The sequence below is a fragment of the Bdellovibrio bacteriovorus genome (genome assembly GCF_001592735.1).
In the GTDB taxonomy this organism is placed as follows: Bacteria; Bdellovibrionota; Bdellovibrionia; order Bdellovibrionales; family Bdellovibrionaceae; genus Bdellovibrio; species Bdellovibrio bacteriovorus_D.
Genome location: NZ_LUKE01000003.1, coordinates 279,295 through 293,806, shown reverse-complemented (window position 1 = coordinate 293,806; position 14,512 = coordinate 279,295). Strand labels below are relative to the sequence as shown.

Annotated in this window: 13 protein-coding genes; 4 read left to right on the top strand and 9 right to left on the bottom strand. The window is 45.2% G+C overall.

What is annotated here, in order from left to right; all coding sequences use genetic code 11:
* Window positions 1-41: 41 nt before the first annotated feature.
* Window positions 42-440, bottom strand: a complete 399-nt coding sequence (locus tag AZI86_RS13825; protein WP_061835786.1) for a hypothetical protein — start codon at window positions 438-440, stop codon at window positions 42-44.
* A 125-nt stretch (window positions 441-565) separates the two neighbouring features.
* Window positions 566-3,478 carry a M28 family peptidase gene (locus AZI86_RS13820; protein WP_061835785.1) on the bottom strand — a complete coding sequence of 971 codons (2,913 nt, stop codon included), beginning with the start codon at window positions 3,476-3,478 and terminating at the stop codon, window positions 566-568.
* Between the two features lie 62 nt (window positions 3,479-3,540).
* Between AZI86_RS13820 and AZI86_RS13815 the strand changes: the two genes are divergently transcribed.
* Entirely contained in the window at window positions 3,541-4,074 is a 534-nt protein-coding gene (locus AZI86_RS13815; RefSeq protein ID WP_157684714.1) for a hypothetical protein, read from the top strand.
* Here AZI86_RS13815 and AZI86_RS13810 read toward each other — a convergent pair.
* Window positions 4,071-4,514, bottom strand: a complete 444-nt coding sequence (locus AZI86_RS13810; RefSeq protein ID WP_172798011.1) for a hypothetical protein — start codon at window positions 4,512-4,514, stop codon at window positions 4,071-4,073. The genes AZI86_RS13815 and AZI86_RS13810 overlap by 4 nt on opposite strands.
* Window positions 4,515-4,590: 76 nt before the next feature.
* On the opposite strand from AZI86_RS13810, the gene AZI86_RS13805 reads away from it, so the two are divergent.
* Window positions 4,591-5,733, top strand: a complete 1,143-nt coding sequence (locus tag AZI86_RS13805; protein ID WP_253715953.1) for an RNA methyltransferase — start codon at window positions 4,591-4,593, stop codon at window positions 5,731-5,733.
* Here AZI86_RS13805 and AZI86_RS13800 read toward each other — a convergent pair.
* The 4 genes from AZI86_RS13800 to AZI86_RS13785 form a co-directional block, all read right to left on the bottom strand.
* The gene (locus AZI86_RS13800; protein WP_061835781.1) at window positions 5,716-6,339 is read right to left on the bottom strand and encodes an RDD family protein; all 624 of its coding nucleotides are present in this window, start codon (window positions 6,337-6,339) and stop codon (window positions 5,716-5,718) included. The two genes, AZI86_RS13805 and AZI86_RS13800, sit on opposite strands and share 18 nt — an antisense overlap.
* A 9-nt stretch (window positions 6,340-6,348) precedes the next feature.
* Window positions 6,349-8,148, bottom strand: coding sequence for a hypothetical protein (locus AZI86_RS13795; RefSeq protein WP_061835780.1), 1,800 nt, complete (start codon window positions 8,146-8,148; stop codon window positions 6,349-6,351).
* Between the two features lie 64 nt (window positions 8,149-8,212).
* Complete coding sequence (locus AZI86_RS13790; RefSeq protein WP_061835779.1) at window positions 8,213-8,956, bottom strand: PilZ domain-containing protein; 744 nt, start codon at window positions 8,954-8,956, stop codon at window positions 8,213-8,215.
* A gap of 137 nt (window positions 8,957-9,093) precedes the next feature.
* Window positions 9,094-10,647: a hypothetical protein gene (locus tag AZI86_RS13785; RefSeq protein WP_172798010.1), complete on the bottom strand. Its 1,554-nt coding sequence runs from the start codon at window positions 10,645-10,647 to the stop codon at window positions 9,094-9,096.
* Window positions 10,648-10,758: 111 nt separating this feature from the next.
* Between AZI86_RS13785 and AZI86_RS13780 the strand changes: the two genes are divergently transcribed.
* Window positions 10,759-11,823, top strand: coding sequence for a mechanosensitive ion channel family protein (locus AZI86_RS13780; RefSeq protein ID WP_061835778.1), 1,065 nt, complete (start codon window positions 10,759-10,761; stop codon window positions 11,821-11,823).
* Entirely contained in the window at window positions 11,798-12,649 is an 852-nt protein-coding gene (gene ttcA / locus AZI86_RS13775) for a tRNA 2-thiocytidine(32) synthetase TtcA (RefSeq protein ID WP_061835777.1), read from the top strand. The genes AZI86_RS13780 and ttcA overlap by 26 nt, the downstream gene beginning before the upstream one ends.
* Here ttcA and AZI86_RS13770 read toward each other — a convergent pair.
* Together AZI86_RS13770 and AZI86_RS13765 are read right to left on the bottom strand one after the other, a co-directional pair.
* Entirely contained in the window at window positions 12,576-13,193 is a 618-nt protein-coding gene (locus AZI86_RS13770) for a glutathione S-transferase family protein (protein WP_061835776.1), read from the bottom strand. The two genes, ttcA and AZI86_RS13770, sit on opposite strands and share 74 nt — an antisense overlap.
* Window positions 13,194-13,290: 97 nt before the next feature.
* Window positions 13,291-14,367 carry a hypothetical protein gene (locus AZI86_RS13765; RefSeq protein WP_061835775.1) on the bottom strand — a complete coding sequence of 359 codons (1,077 nt, stop codon included), beginning with the start codon at window positions 14,365-14,367 and terminating at the stop codon, window positions 13,291-13,293.
* Between the last annotated feature and the right edge of the window lie 145 nt (window positions 14,368-14,512).

Here is a 14,512-nt window from a genome sequence, read left to right as displayed (position 1 = left end):
CCACTAGATAGGAATCAGACTCCCTTGAGCGATTTTAAAAATCAATTTTCAATATCGAAATCTTCGCGAACTCTGCTTTTAGACACGAGCAACGGCGTTCCTGAGCACAAACACTGCAGGTGAAAATGTTCGCGACCTGTGTTGATTATCACAAAGCGCTGATTTTGTTTTTCCGAAGCCATTTTCTTTTGCAGAACGGCACCGATATCCAAAGATTCATAGTGTTTCATCAATCTTTGCGAAACTTGGTGGCGAATCACGTACACCCCGAAAGCCGCCGCCAGAAATAAAAACGCGATAACACTTGAGATGCCGCCGTGAAGTTTCTTATCCATGATCCACGAAAAAGAAATCGGAGCCAAAACAGAAATTAATATAACAAGAGCCGTTAAAACTCTTTCGAGCTTTTTATATTTTTTAAATTCTTGAGCAAGCGACATTTCGGTGGAGTCTTTCGTTCACTAGGGGGAATGACTCTATAAAACCAAACCTGTGCCTCAGTTTCGAGTCCAGATTTGGTTTTTATGGACGGTGAACGATCAAGTTTTTCTTATGGAAAAGCAGACTAGTCTTTTAATTTAGGCGTGATTTTAAACTCTTTTAAGTTTCCAGCCCGCATAACTTTAATCACAGTTTCTTTATTCGGCTTAACCGCCTGCAAGGTATAAACGTAATCATAAAGATTCTCGATCTTCATCCCATCAAACTCAGTGATAATGTCTTTTTCCATCAATCCCGCGGCCTCTGCAGGGCTGCCCTTAGATGTTCCGGTGATACGCACCCCTTTAACACCCTCTTGGCTGTAATCAGGAACCGTGCCCAAATAAACCCGGAATGATCGACCTTCCATTTTACTTTGAGCGCTAGCGACTTTCACGTACTTCACCATGGTCTGGCGATTGTCGATTAGCAAATCAATCAAGCTTCGTACCACGTTTAAGACTTTAGCCACCCCTTCATAATTGACTAGATCAGCCGTATCACGAGGTGTGTGATATTCCCCATGTGAACCTGTAAAGAAATTCACCGTAGGAACCCCCGCCATGTAAAACGCCAGCGAATCTGTGGGTAAATGGGGATCTTCCTGGGCGGTCATTGGTAATGCGGTTCGTACACCCACTTCTTCAACCAACCCCGCCCACGTCGTGCCTGACCCTAAACCTTGTACAAACAATCTTTCACGCAAGCGACCGATCATATCCATGTTGACGTAGGCTGAAATATTTTTTGCCGTTTTTACGTAATGAGACGAGCCCAGATTGCCGAGCTCTTCTCCGGACCACACCGCGAAATACAAAGTCTTTTGCACCTTTGCCGGATTCGTTTTACGTAAATTCGCATAGTGGTGCGCAAGCTCCATCACTCCGGCAACACCCGACGCATTATCATCAGCCCCCACATGCGCTCTGCCCGCCTCATCTTTGGTCGCAAGAGTACTGCCAAATTGACCATGGCCCAAGTGATCCCCGTGAGCCCCCACCACAACGGCCTCTTTCACTGCGCCCGGGAGTTTTGCGATCACATTAAGACCTTTTGATTTCACAAACTGCAAATCAATCTGCGCCTTTAAATAAGCCGAAGGAATAACAACAGCCTCCGTAGCGTCACCGCGATCTAGATTGCGTTGAAGATTTGAAAGATTATGACCTGCGTATTTTAATAATTCACTGGCCGCCTCTGAAGTGAGTCGCAAAACTGGAACTGTTGTTTCAGCTAAAGCGCCTTCAAATTTAAGCGCACCAAATTTTTCTTTCATGCCGCTTAATGGACCTGCGGTAAAGATCACACCCAGCGCACCTTCATTTTTAGCCACCGTGATTTTATGCTGTAACCGCGCATATAGATTTAAGTAATGACGACGCGAAGATTTCACATCCCCCGGCAGATCTTGCAGAACTAAGACCCATTTACCTTTTACATCCAGACCTTTGTAAGAGTTGTACTCAGGCTCCTGGTCACCAGCTGGCGCTTTGATACCGTAACCAACAAAGACAATCGGAGCTTCTCTAAAGGTTCCGACTTGAGAAAAAGAAAGCGGCTCAAAGTCCTTAGAAAGAGTGTACTTCTTTTGATATGAACCCACGACCTCAAGTGAATTCTTAGATCCTAGATTTACGCCCGAGGTGAATTCAAAGCTTTGGATGAAGTTTCCGTTATCTCCCGCAGGCTCTAATCCCCAAGACTTAAAGACTTGCGCAAGCTTTGCGGTGTAAATCTTTTCTTCTCCAGAACCTGATCCACGGCCTTGCAGACTTGGTGAAGCCAGATAATAAACCCACTTCTTGATGTCTTCGATTTTAATTTCAGGCGAAAGCGTTCCCGCTGCGGGGTCCTGCGCCGGTAAACCTAAAAGTTTGCGGGCCGCTAAATCATCCCAAGCCGCCATCACGATTTGCGATTCGCCTTTTTCATTTCGATGAGTCCAGGAAAGATTCTGACCATCAGGTGTAAATACCGGCAACCCATCAAAACCATCATCAAAAGTGACACGGACGGGCTCATGCTTCCCTTCCGCATCCACGATGAAAAGTTCAAAATTGGCATAACCTAGAACGCTTGAGCCAAAGATGATGTAATCACCAGAGGGATGAAAAAAGGGCGCCCAGGACATTGATTTTAAGCGCGTGACTTGTTTTTGATCAGAGCCATCAATATTCATGGTGTAAATTTCAGCCGTCGCGCCATTGGGGGCAAACCTACGCCACGTGATCTTTTTCCCATCCGCACTGAAAAACGGACCACCATCATAACCTTTAGAGTTTGTGAGTTGACGAACCCCGGTCCCGTCGGCTTTCATGATATAAATATCCATCATATACGAAGGATCTTGCTGGAAGTACTTTAAGTCTTCGCCTTCTAACTTTTGTGTATAGCCCTTGCGATTTGAAGCAAAAGCAATCCATTGACCGTCCGGAGAGTAAGAGGCTTCTGCGTCATAACCTTTTTCTTTCGTTAGACGCTTCAGACCTTTCCCCCGCAAGTCCGTCGTAAAAATATCGTAGGAGTCATCAAAGCTCCACGAATAACGAGCTTTCACGGCTTTTGCGCGGTTCTCAAATTCCTCTTTGGTTTTTTTCGATACTTCTGGATCTAAATGTGTCGAGGAAAATAAGACCTTCTTCATTGACGGATGAATCCAACCGCAGGTCGTTTTGCCTTGGCCCGTAGAAACTCGTGTGGTCTTCCCCGAAATCAGATCCAAGATATACATTTGATAAAACGGATTTCCATCTTGGCGTTCGCTTTGAAAAATCATCTTGCTGCCATCCGGGCTAAAGTAACCCTCCCCTGATTTCGGACCTACAAATGTCAATGGTCGCGCTAAAGAGATCACATTGTTTTTTTCATCTACAAAGCCGCCAGCATTTGCAGGCTTAGAATCCGCACTTAAAGAAGATCCTGATTTTGCGCCTTTAAACTGGCAAGACAGACCCCAAAAAACAACACTCGCACCGAGAAGAACTTTCACTTTTTTCATAGTGATTGTACGCTATAAGGCAGAAACTTTGATGTCAAACTTGACCTGCTAAAGTGGAGCCGATGATGCGCGTGTTCTCGAAATTTCTTATTTGTCTTTCATTGACCGCGTGTACAACGCATACAAAGAATGAAAAAACTTATGTTTCAGTTGACTTACCTTTAGAAAATTTCGAAAAAATCAAAGCGGACTTAGAAAACTCACAAGGTATGGCGCTGAAAAGCCGCGGCGAAGCCCACATCACACTTATCACCCCACCGGAGTATAAAATATTACGCAAAACGCTGTCTTGGGCGGATATCCAAAACACGATCGACGAAACCCAAGTTCTCAAAGCCTCCTATAAACTTACTTGCGTCGGCAAAGGTGTCTTAAAAGAAAAAGCCACCTTTTACGTGGTGGTAGAAAGTGACGACTATCTGCATTTTAGGAAAATCTTAGCGGAAAAATTTATCGCACGTGGGGGAGCAAAAGACAGCTTCAACCCTTTATTGTTTTACCCGCACGTCACGGTGGGGTTTACGGATAAAGATCTGCATTTTGAAGATGGCGTGATTAAAGACACGAAGTCTTGCCTGTACTCACTGAAAAACTAATTAATGCGTGAAAGAGCTTTATCTAAAGAGCCGCTTAAAGAAGCGCCCGGGCCTAACCACAGCGTCGTTTCTTCCATCACCGAGCGGTCCTCAAAGCGACAGAAGTTGTACGTAGTCCCTTTAGCGTCTTTGGCCGTCACAAGCTCCGCATTGAAGGCCCCACAAACACCGCCTCGCACCGAAGCCGTGCGACCTTTTTTATAAGCATCAAGGGATTGAGTTTGCACACCTTCGTCCTGGACTGCGGAAAGGGCTTCCGCTCCGACCACGGCTTCCCCAAAAAAGCACACCGGAAGTTCGCCCGATTCTTGTTTTAGAATCGAGAAAATTCCTTGAGCTTTCTGACAGGACTGTTTCCATGAGTCTTTATCAGCTCTGGCTGTCGTTCCCGTGAAAACGGTGAAAATCATCATTAATGAAAGCAATAAAACTCTCATCATCTCCCCAAAGACCTGTTAAAATAGAAATTCACAGATATAACAGCAAAAACCCCGGGGCAAGCATTCAATGTCATCCATGTCAGAAATAAAAAATGACCACAAAGTCCCTTGTGCCTACAAGGATCTTTGCAATGGCTGTCAGTTCTTAGATTTGACCTATGGGGATCAGATTTCCGGAAAAATTTTTGAGCTTTCGGAGCTGCTAAAAAACGCCGAAATTCCGTACCACGGAAAGATTCAATTTGTCTCCGCTGGCGCGTCTCACTTGCGCGACCGTTTGGATTTTAGCTTGGAAGACGGACGCTTAGGCCTTTATCGTAAAGACAAAAAAGAAATTACGGACCTTGAAATTTGTGCGCAATTGTCCCCAACTCTGCAAGCCTGGCTCACGGAATTTAGGACTCTCAAGCTTCCCTTTAAAAAAGCTTCTGTCCGCTTGAGAGTCGGTCCCAACGGGGAGCGCGGAGTGTGGTTAGATCTTGCAAATATCGATATCAAAGCCTTGTTGGATGAAAAAAACATGCTGCATTTTTTACAGCAAAGAAGCTTTGTTGAGCTGGGCCAACGACGCAAAGTGCCGACATGGCAGGGGTATGAATTTAAATTGAAAGAACCGGAGGCGCGTCCTTGGTTTCAAACGTGGGTGAATGAAACTGCCGTTCCACTTTTCTGCCAGGTTGCAAGCTTCACCCAACCCAGTCACAGAGCGAATAAACTTATCTGCAATATCATTCAATCGTGGGTCGGGAAATTCCCGCAAGGTCGCGTGATTGAATTTGGATCGGGCATCGGCAACCTCACTATTCCGGCCTTAGCTAGCTGCGCGCACCTCACTGCTTGTGAGATCGACGGCCTGTCTTTAGAGGGCCTAGAGAAGACTTTAGAGAGGTTGCCTGCATCTTTAACTTCATTGCGTGAGAAAATAGAAATTCACCGCGGCGACTTTCAGCGCAAACTCTTGCAAGACTTTGCCAACTTTGATGGCGCTTTGGTCAACCCACCGCGCTCTGGGTTAATGGGCTTTTTAGATCCATTAGAAAAAATGGCCGCAGAAAAAAGGCCGAAGTTTTTTATTTACATGTCTTGTTTTCCAGAATCGATGATGACGGATTTAAAACGACTTAAAAATGTGGGTTATTCTGTGAATGACATCAAAATTGTCGATCAGTTTCCACAAACGTCGCACTATGAAGTGCTCGCTTTACTTCAAAGAAAATAGACGAAGGCCTGAAAGAACACCGGCTAAATCACGACCGAAAATCAAAGAACAAATAGGTAAAGTGATCACACCCGTAAGAACGATGATCGTACTGCGCCAAATAACACGCAAGACGTAACCTGATTTTAATCGCTCTTGAGGCTGTCCCAGACGCAATTCACAGGCCCACTCCCCAATGGTTGACCCCATCAGAGTGCGCACGCCAATCAGGTACATCCATCCGGCGACAGCAAAGATTTCGGCAAATAAGATGAGACGATGTTGATGATGAAATGTTTCTTGAACAAAAGAACCGACCGACGTGTTTACGATCAACGCGAAAGCCATCATAAACACACTTGAAAGAGAAATTAAAATAAGACCATCGATGATAGATGCCAGCATCGACCACAAAGCCAAGCGATAGCCTTTGCGTCTGGCTGAAGGCCCCCCGTGGAAGCCCGTATTTTGATCAAAATTAACCGGGGATTTTTTTGGGAAAATATCAAGCACCCCCGGAGGAACCAAAGGAGTTCTTTGAATTCCCGGGCTCTCTAACGGACGAGGGGCTTCTCTTTCCAGAGGAGCCCGCTCAAGGTTTGAAGACTTGATCTCTTCTTTATTCATCCCTGTCCTTTATTGGGTCGCTTTCATTCGAACCCCGCCACCGATATCGGTCACCGGAGTTTTCGTTCCACCCTCAGTGTCTGGCTGAACAATCACTGGTGGAGTACAGACTCCGTTAACGATGGTGTTCGGAGCTTCACAGTTTGTAGGGGGCGGCGTCACTGTTGGAGACGGGCTCGGAGTCGGCTCTAACGGTGGATTGGGCGTAACATGCGTTGGGGGATTCTTGTCGCCTTTTTTGTTTTTAAAGATCAAGAAGGCGCCAACACCCACCACACCCAGGATGGCAAGAATTGGCAGAAGATTTGATTTCTTCTTCTCTTTCTTTTCTACCGGACCTTCATTTTGGTCCATGAAAGTACAAACTGTTTGCCCATCTTTGTTTTCTTGTAAAGCGTCTTGCGGACACTCACAACCACCACCGTCAACTTGCACGGAGCCGGGTTTTTCTTCTTCACAGTTTTTGCCACCAAGATCTGGTTGCGGCGCCACCGGGAAGGCCTCTAAAGCCAAACGACGGATGCTGATCTCTTGACAAGCCGAAGCTTGGTCGTTGCGGGCTTGCTGAGTTTCGCTTAATGGCACTTGACCACACTTCGCTTCTGCCGCCCCGATATAGCTACTTAAATCATCAAAGAAACCTTTAACTTGTTCGTATTGTTCCATTGAGATGTGATTTTTATCATCAACGACAAGATTGATATCTTGTCCCTTAACCTGCTTCATGTAAGTTTCGATGATGCGTTTTTTATTCATCGCTGTTTGACGCTCATCAAGCTTGTTGCCATTCGCATCGCGATCTAGCTGTGACATGCCATTACATTTTTTTGTCGCGTATTTTGCATCGGCGCGAGACATACAGTAAGCGCCACCTTCAGGCTTAAATCCATACACCATTGGATTACATGCCAGACCGCCACCAGAACATGACGCCTTCATTTGGCTCATATTTTTTTGTAAATCAGCCCAACCGGTAGAATTACCGCCGCAAGAGCCGTTTTCACCGTAAACAGTTAAGTAACCAGCCGCGATACATGGCTGACCAGCGGCTGTGCCCGCGGTGTTTTTGGCAGCTTCAGCCTCTGTTCCGAACAAAATACGCAAAGCATATTCATGCTTTTTTTGAAACTCTTGATAAGCATTTAAGCCATAGTGAGCTTTGAAAACTCTTTCAGAAGATTCTGCGATCAAACGCAAACGTACTAAGTATTCTGCTTTTTGGCGAGCAGTCAAAGAACGGAAGTCAGCAACCGACATCACGGGACTGACGGATTTGTCGCGTTTTGGTGGTTGAACTTGGATCATCTTTTTTAAAGAAGCATCACTTTTAGCAAGTTTTCTTAAAAGAGATTCGAAGTTGTTCGTGTCCATCAATTCTTTATTGGACACCGCGACACCATTGATTTTTACCAACTGAGACATGTCACCGGTGAAAGTCGCCGCAATTGTTGAGCCGTCTTTAGCGGTAAATAACAAACGAACTTGTTCGCCATCACGGCCTTTGATTGTGGTCGCATCAATTTGTGGCATGGGGACATCGCGATTTTGAACAATCCACGCATCCATGTACTTTTGGAATTTAGCTGGGTACACCGGACGAACCATGCGCCAGTATTGACCTGCTGTAAGCTTTTTCGTAGTAAGCCCGGTCGTACGCAAATAGTGATTGATCAACTCTTTTTGCGTTTGTTCAGCGCGCTCTTTGGCTTGCGCCCCTTGCGCCAGCGGAGTTGTACACATCGTTACAACAGCTAATGTTGCAGCCAATGTTTTTGCTACTGAAAAAGGCTTCAAATTCCATTTCATCATACATGCCCTCATGCTTTTGAGTCTTTTCGGTACACTTTCAAAAATACTTAAACTTAACCTAGACTTAAGCGTTCTTTTTTACGCCTGTCTCACTATGAGACTGAAGCCAATCCAAGAGATAACCTCGACTGGCCCCTTTTAAGTCCTTAAATTTTAAGCGCAAATTATTGTCGCGATACTCCACAACACGCGCTTTGACTTTCATGTTACGAATTTCCGGAAAAATTAAATCCACATACTGAAGGTCCAGCGAAGGTCCCTCCATATTGCGTTGGAGGTGAATAAGCACCCCACTGACAGACACGGATGCCGTCACTCCCTCATAGATATCTTGCGCGACCACACTGACGGGAGTGCGCAAATTATAACGATGAGCCGCACTTAAGAACCAACCTGCGCGACGATCTAAATAAGGAAAACGCGAATAAATCGTAATCAAAAGACAACTGACAGTCGCAAAAATCGAAAAACCTAATTGCGCTTTGATACCCGCACCCATGGTGTTAAATTCGCCGTTCACCAAGCGATAAGTGTTGATGGACGTCACTATCAACAAACACACCAAAGACAAAGTCCACGTGGTTTTATGCGGTTTAAATAATAAAATACCAGTGACAAAAACCAATCCCAACCAGGCCCAATCAAGAAAGCTTACGGAACTTAAATAGCCCGCCATCACATCAAAGTGAAACCAATCCGGATCCCCACTATTTGAAAAACTTAAAAGCAGATTCCCTACGGGCGCGAAGACAAACAGAAGCGCGAGCAGATAAACTGCCGTAGGCCTTTTAAGCTGGGTTTCAGACATGGATCCTCCAATTTGTATGCTAAACGAAACGGGCTTGACTGAGGATAACTTCTTGATGCGACCTAGACCTAGGTAAGATAGAAAAACCCCGTTTTATTCAAAACAGGGTTTCTTAAAAACTTATTTGAAGCTTTTTCTTAGCGCGCGATCGAAGAACAAGACGCGATACAAGATTCACGTGCCATTTTCACGCGCGGAGCCATACACTCTGCAGTGCCCTTATGACGAACCACCGAAAGTGTTCCAACATTAGGTGTGTACGACTTGCCATCAAACTTAGCTAAACACGTATAGTAAGCGTATTTTTCTAAGCCCGTTTTCATTTTCGAACTTGTTGAAAGATAAATTTTCGCATCAAAGTAATTTAATCCAATGCCTTCTTTACTTGGAGAGCTTTGCGCCACTGTAAAATCAAACTTATCTGACGTCAGTTTTGAACAATCCGCAGATGTTTTCGCATTTTTAATCCCGAAAGGATCGGCCCCCACCTTATCGATCAACAACACATGCCCATAAACCGCCACGATATCGCCCGCCTTCATCGTGGAAGAGGAGTTGACAGAAATCTTGCTTAAACAAGTCAGACCGTTGTTTTGCGGCTCCACGTAAGAGCTAGAACCCCACGCCCAAGAGTCTGAAGCTTTCAATGCACGACCCGCCTTTAAGCGTAAACCCGCAGTTGCAAGTGAACTGAACACATAGCCAGAGCAGTCAATACCTAGCACAGATGTGCCATCGCCATTATTTTTGAACATATCAATCGGTGAATCCGCGGCGGTTGTCGCGTAAGGCTTTCCACCGTAATCATAGATCAAAGGATTTTGGCGCACGTTAAAGCAGCCTTGTCCATAAGAGGTCATATCTTTAATGTAGTAATGTGAGCTTTGAACTTTTGAAAGGCTCGCAATCGAACGTTTTCTGCCCACGCCATCAGGATGAGTTCCCACAATCGCGATCCCTTGAACGTCCGGGGTGCGCGCATCCATCGCTGGCAACTGCAAGCTTTGGCAACTTTGATAAGCCGTTGAGAACGCCCAACGTCCCCCGAAAGTCGCTAAGTTTTCGCCGCGGCTTAATGCTTGGTCTTTATGAAAGGCATAATCTCTTTCCGCAGCAGGATCCACACCCACTGGTTCTTCTTCCGAACCTGTTGAAGGCTGACCCACAGCGCCCCCCGCCGAAGAATTATCCCCACTGCCCGCGGGACAGTTTGTATCGAGGGTTTGAATCGTTTTTGAAAGCGCATTTAAATCACCGCGCACTTTGGTTTGCATATACGCACGGAACGTGGTGGATTGATCCCCGACATCCATAGCTGAAAGCAAAATCAAAAGCTGTTCCGGGGTCTCAACACGCTCTCCTTGAGGAGCTTCAACTAAAAGAGTTTCAACAAGTTTATCCAAGTTTGCATTTAGACGCTTCACGTCTTCTTTGCTGACTTGGGGGTTGTTAGCTGCAAGTACGTCCACTTGATCATGGAACGCGGCTTTTAAAGCGTCCGCAGAGGGGATGCTTTTTTGCTCGAGCAAATAGGATTTCAGTCCATCCCAAAGCTTTGTTTCCATTGTCTGGCTTTTGCAGGCAATATCGTTCACTGTATCCTTGGCAATACCGCTCACCACTTCGTATCCTTGAGGAGCGCACGCCGACATCATCATTCCGATTGATAAAATTAGTGTGTGTTTTTTCATGCTCAACTTATCGGCAGGCATTGAGAGGCGCAGGACCCCATTGAGAAAATTTTAGACTCGACTAGACTAAAACTTAGTCACTATAATCAGACTTAAAGAGGGCATTTCACGATGGCAGATAAGTTTATCAAAATCCAAGCACTTTATAGTCTTATGGAACTTGAGCCTTTTATACTTTTGGGGTGCTTAATTGCGATCACCTGGGTTTTTTATAAGTCTTTTTTAAAAGAAGCTTCCGAAGAACGTCATCGCAGCATTCGCAATCACTTTCGCACTTTGCTTCGTCATTATGTCTTTTTAAGCGGGTTGTTTTTAGTTTTTATCTTCCTGCAAACTTCCGAAGCCCAAATCGGCACTCTTGCTAAAACCACGCCCTATGTGGCTTTGGCGGCCTTTGTGTGGGGTAACGTTGTTTTCGTAAAAACCGCACGATTGATTATTTTGCAGTATCTTTTCTTGGGCTCGATGAAACATGGCGTGCCCTTGTTGCTAGTCAATATTTTTTCTTTGATCGCCTCGATCGTTCTTTTTTTCTGGGGCATCAATCATGTCTTTGGATTGCAACTAGGACCTTTGCTAGCAACATCGGCCGCAGCCTCCGTCATCCTGGGTTTAGCCTTGCAAGACACTTTGGGAAATCTTTTTGCCGGCATTTCACTGCAAGTGGATCGCAATTTTGAAATCGGTGATTGGTTAGAAGTCGTCAATGGTTTACAAAAAGCCACTGGCCAAGTGCGAGAAATCACTTGGCGTTCAACAACTCTTGTTGGCTTTTCTGATGAATTAATCACTTTATCAAATCGCTTTATGGCCAACGCACAGATTTCTAATTTCTCCCCGCCCGACAATCCGATTGTGCGTCGTCAGATCTTTAAACTGGCTTATGGGGAAAATATAGAACATGCCAAACAGGTCCTAGAGCGCACCGCTGCCGGTATCGGAGAAATCCGCGGCATCCCCGCCCCGTGGGCCTATGTGTCCGACACCACCGAAAGCTGGATTGAGCTTAAGATCGTGTATTTCGTGGATAATTACGGGGCGCAATTTGCCATTGGCGATAAGGTTTATGCTCGAGGGATTGAGGCTTTACGCTCAGCCGGCATTAAATTAGCTCGACAAGTCATCGAGGTTTCGGATAAAACTGCGGCCCATGAACACAGTCAAGAGCCCGGTTGATTTCGAGCACCCATTAGCCATTAAAATCCGTAAACAGATCGTTCAAGCTTTGAGCGAGTTTAATATGTTTGAAAATGGCGACAAGGTCATGGTCTGCGTTTCTGGCGGCAAGGATTCCAGCATTTTACTAGCGTTGCTGACCGAAATCCAAAAACGCGCCGAAATTGATTTTACAATTGAAGCCGCGATCCTAGATCAAAAACAGCCCGGCTTTGATGCGACGGCGTTTAAAACCTGGATTGAATCTTTGGGCGTTCGCTTGCACGTGGTGGAACGCGATACTTATTCCATCGTCAAAGAAAAAGTCCAAGGGACGACTTACTGTTCACTTTGTTCACGTCTGCGCCGCGCGATTCTTTATGATTATGCTCACGCCCATGGTTTTACCAAACTGGCGTTAGGTCATCATCGGGATGATGTGGTTCACACGGCTTTGCTGAATTTGTTTTACATTGGAACTTTAGGGGCGATGCCGCCCAAGTTAAAATCCGATGACGGTCGCAATATCTTAGTACGCCCGTTAACTTATGTTTCAGAGCGTGATATCGAAGCGTTGGCGGACGTCTGGAAATTCCCGATCATTCCGTGCAATCTTTGCGGATCACAAGATGGTTTAAAGCGCGTGCGCATTAAAAAACTGGTGCGTGATTTAGAAAAAGAAATTCCTAATATTTATTCATCGATCCAAACAGCGCTTGGCAATGTCAAACCAAGTCAGCTGATGGATCATGAGATTTGGGACTTCCGCGGACTTAAGCCTGAAGTACCTTCTGAACCGCAGGACGCTCTGCCACTTGACCAATCCAACGACGAATCCCGGGTGTAGCGGCAAACCAATCTGGATTGGCTTTAAAAAAGTTATTAATCCAGAAGAACATGCACATATCGGCGATGGTGTATTCGCTGCCCGCAAAATAAGTGTGACGGCCTAATTGAGTTTCTAATACCGTGATGATGCGTTTTGATTCTTTCTCAAAGCGCTCGATAAATCCGGGGTTTTCCGGCTTTAAAGACGTCTTACCGAAATAGTAGTTTCCAAACATCGGCCCGACTGCGGACATTTGATACATCATCCACTGCATGATTTGGGCTTTTTCTTCTAAATGGTGACCACCGAATTTATGGTGACGTTCAGCCAAGTAATACAAAATAGCCGCGCTTTCAAAAACCGTGACTTCTTTTTTATTCGGCCCTTCATGATCCACCATCACCGGAATGCGACCATTGGGATTCATCGCTAAGAATTCGGGCTTCTTTTGCTCCAGGTCTTTTAGATTTACTTTGTGAAGTTTGTAAGGGATGCCCAATTCTTCAAGCATAAGATGAGCCTTTTGTCCGTTGGGCGTGGCGGCGGTGTATAGATCGATCATAAAAAATCTCCTTCAAGAAAAGTATATTCCCTTTCTTGAAGAAGATTTAAATTTAACTTTTAGCGTTAGTGATTTTTTAAAACTGTGGAATCACAAATTATTTGTTTAACTTCAATCTTTCACTCGATTCAGAAAGCTTGTGGCAGTCTTTCAAGTACGACGCTAGGTCGTAGGAACCCACAGGGTAAATAGCTCCGCGGCGCGTGTCTTCATACACTTCGTAAAATTCATTTTTTGTACCATCATCAGCCAAGAGTTTTTCTACAGTCATATGCGGGATGGTTACCGTACGGCGAAGCTCTGCCTTTGCCCCTGATTTATCGCTAACCAGAGAAATACCACTATTCCCAAACGGATATGACGTGCGGATTTTGACGGAAGGATTTGTTTGGTCCCCTTCAGGAATCAAGTAAAGGAAAGTTAAGTAGCTCGTACCATCCACCTGCTTTTGAACTGAGCAGTAATAAATCTGATCTCGGTCTCCCGTTGCAAAAGAAGTATCAAGCCCGCTGTCCGACATGATATGAGATACAAACCGGCGCGTACTGACCGAAGTTGTCTTTTCTTTGATTTTTCTTTCTTGTTGGTAAAAAGCTTCATGGAGTACCAGGGCCGCCTTGTTTACGTTATCTAGTTTATTCCATAGCTTTTTATCAACTAACAGAATGTTTTCATCGTAATAAACCGCAATCTGCTTAACTTCACACCCGGCCTCCACAAAAGCCTCATTCGAATCGTTTGTGGCCTTCAAAGAAACTCCGTCATCAACAAAACGGATAAGGTTTTTAAAACCGATCATGGCGTTCTTCATCGCCTCATCTGTCGTCAGACTGGCCCATACAGGTTCACTTGCATAAGTCATATAGGCTTGTGCGACCTCACCCAAAACTTCATCCACTGACGCATCTTCCAGTGACTGAAATTTTGTATACTTCAGATCGTATAAAAGACGACCTTCATAAAGATCCAAAATCTCAAGCGTTTCCTGTCCATTCTTTTTACAAAGGACCCCTTTTCCGCCTCCGCCATTCACCGTGCCTTCGATGGTGTTGTTTTTTGAAGCCGTTGCTTCAGGGTTTGGCGTGGCGCCAGATGGAACCATTTGCACCTTAGCCTCTGGAGTACAGGCGCTAAGCATGGACGCGAATGTTAGAAGTGCGATTGTCTTTTTCATAGTGTTACCCTTCTAATTTGTTCTGCAATTTAGATACTTAAAGCAGGCTTTCGAGGGAATTCTTAAAAGCCCGCCGTTTCGTTCTGAGACGTTTTACTTAAAATTGCCGCATTGCGACAGATTTATTTGCTAAATTTATCAATAT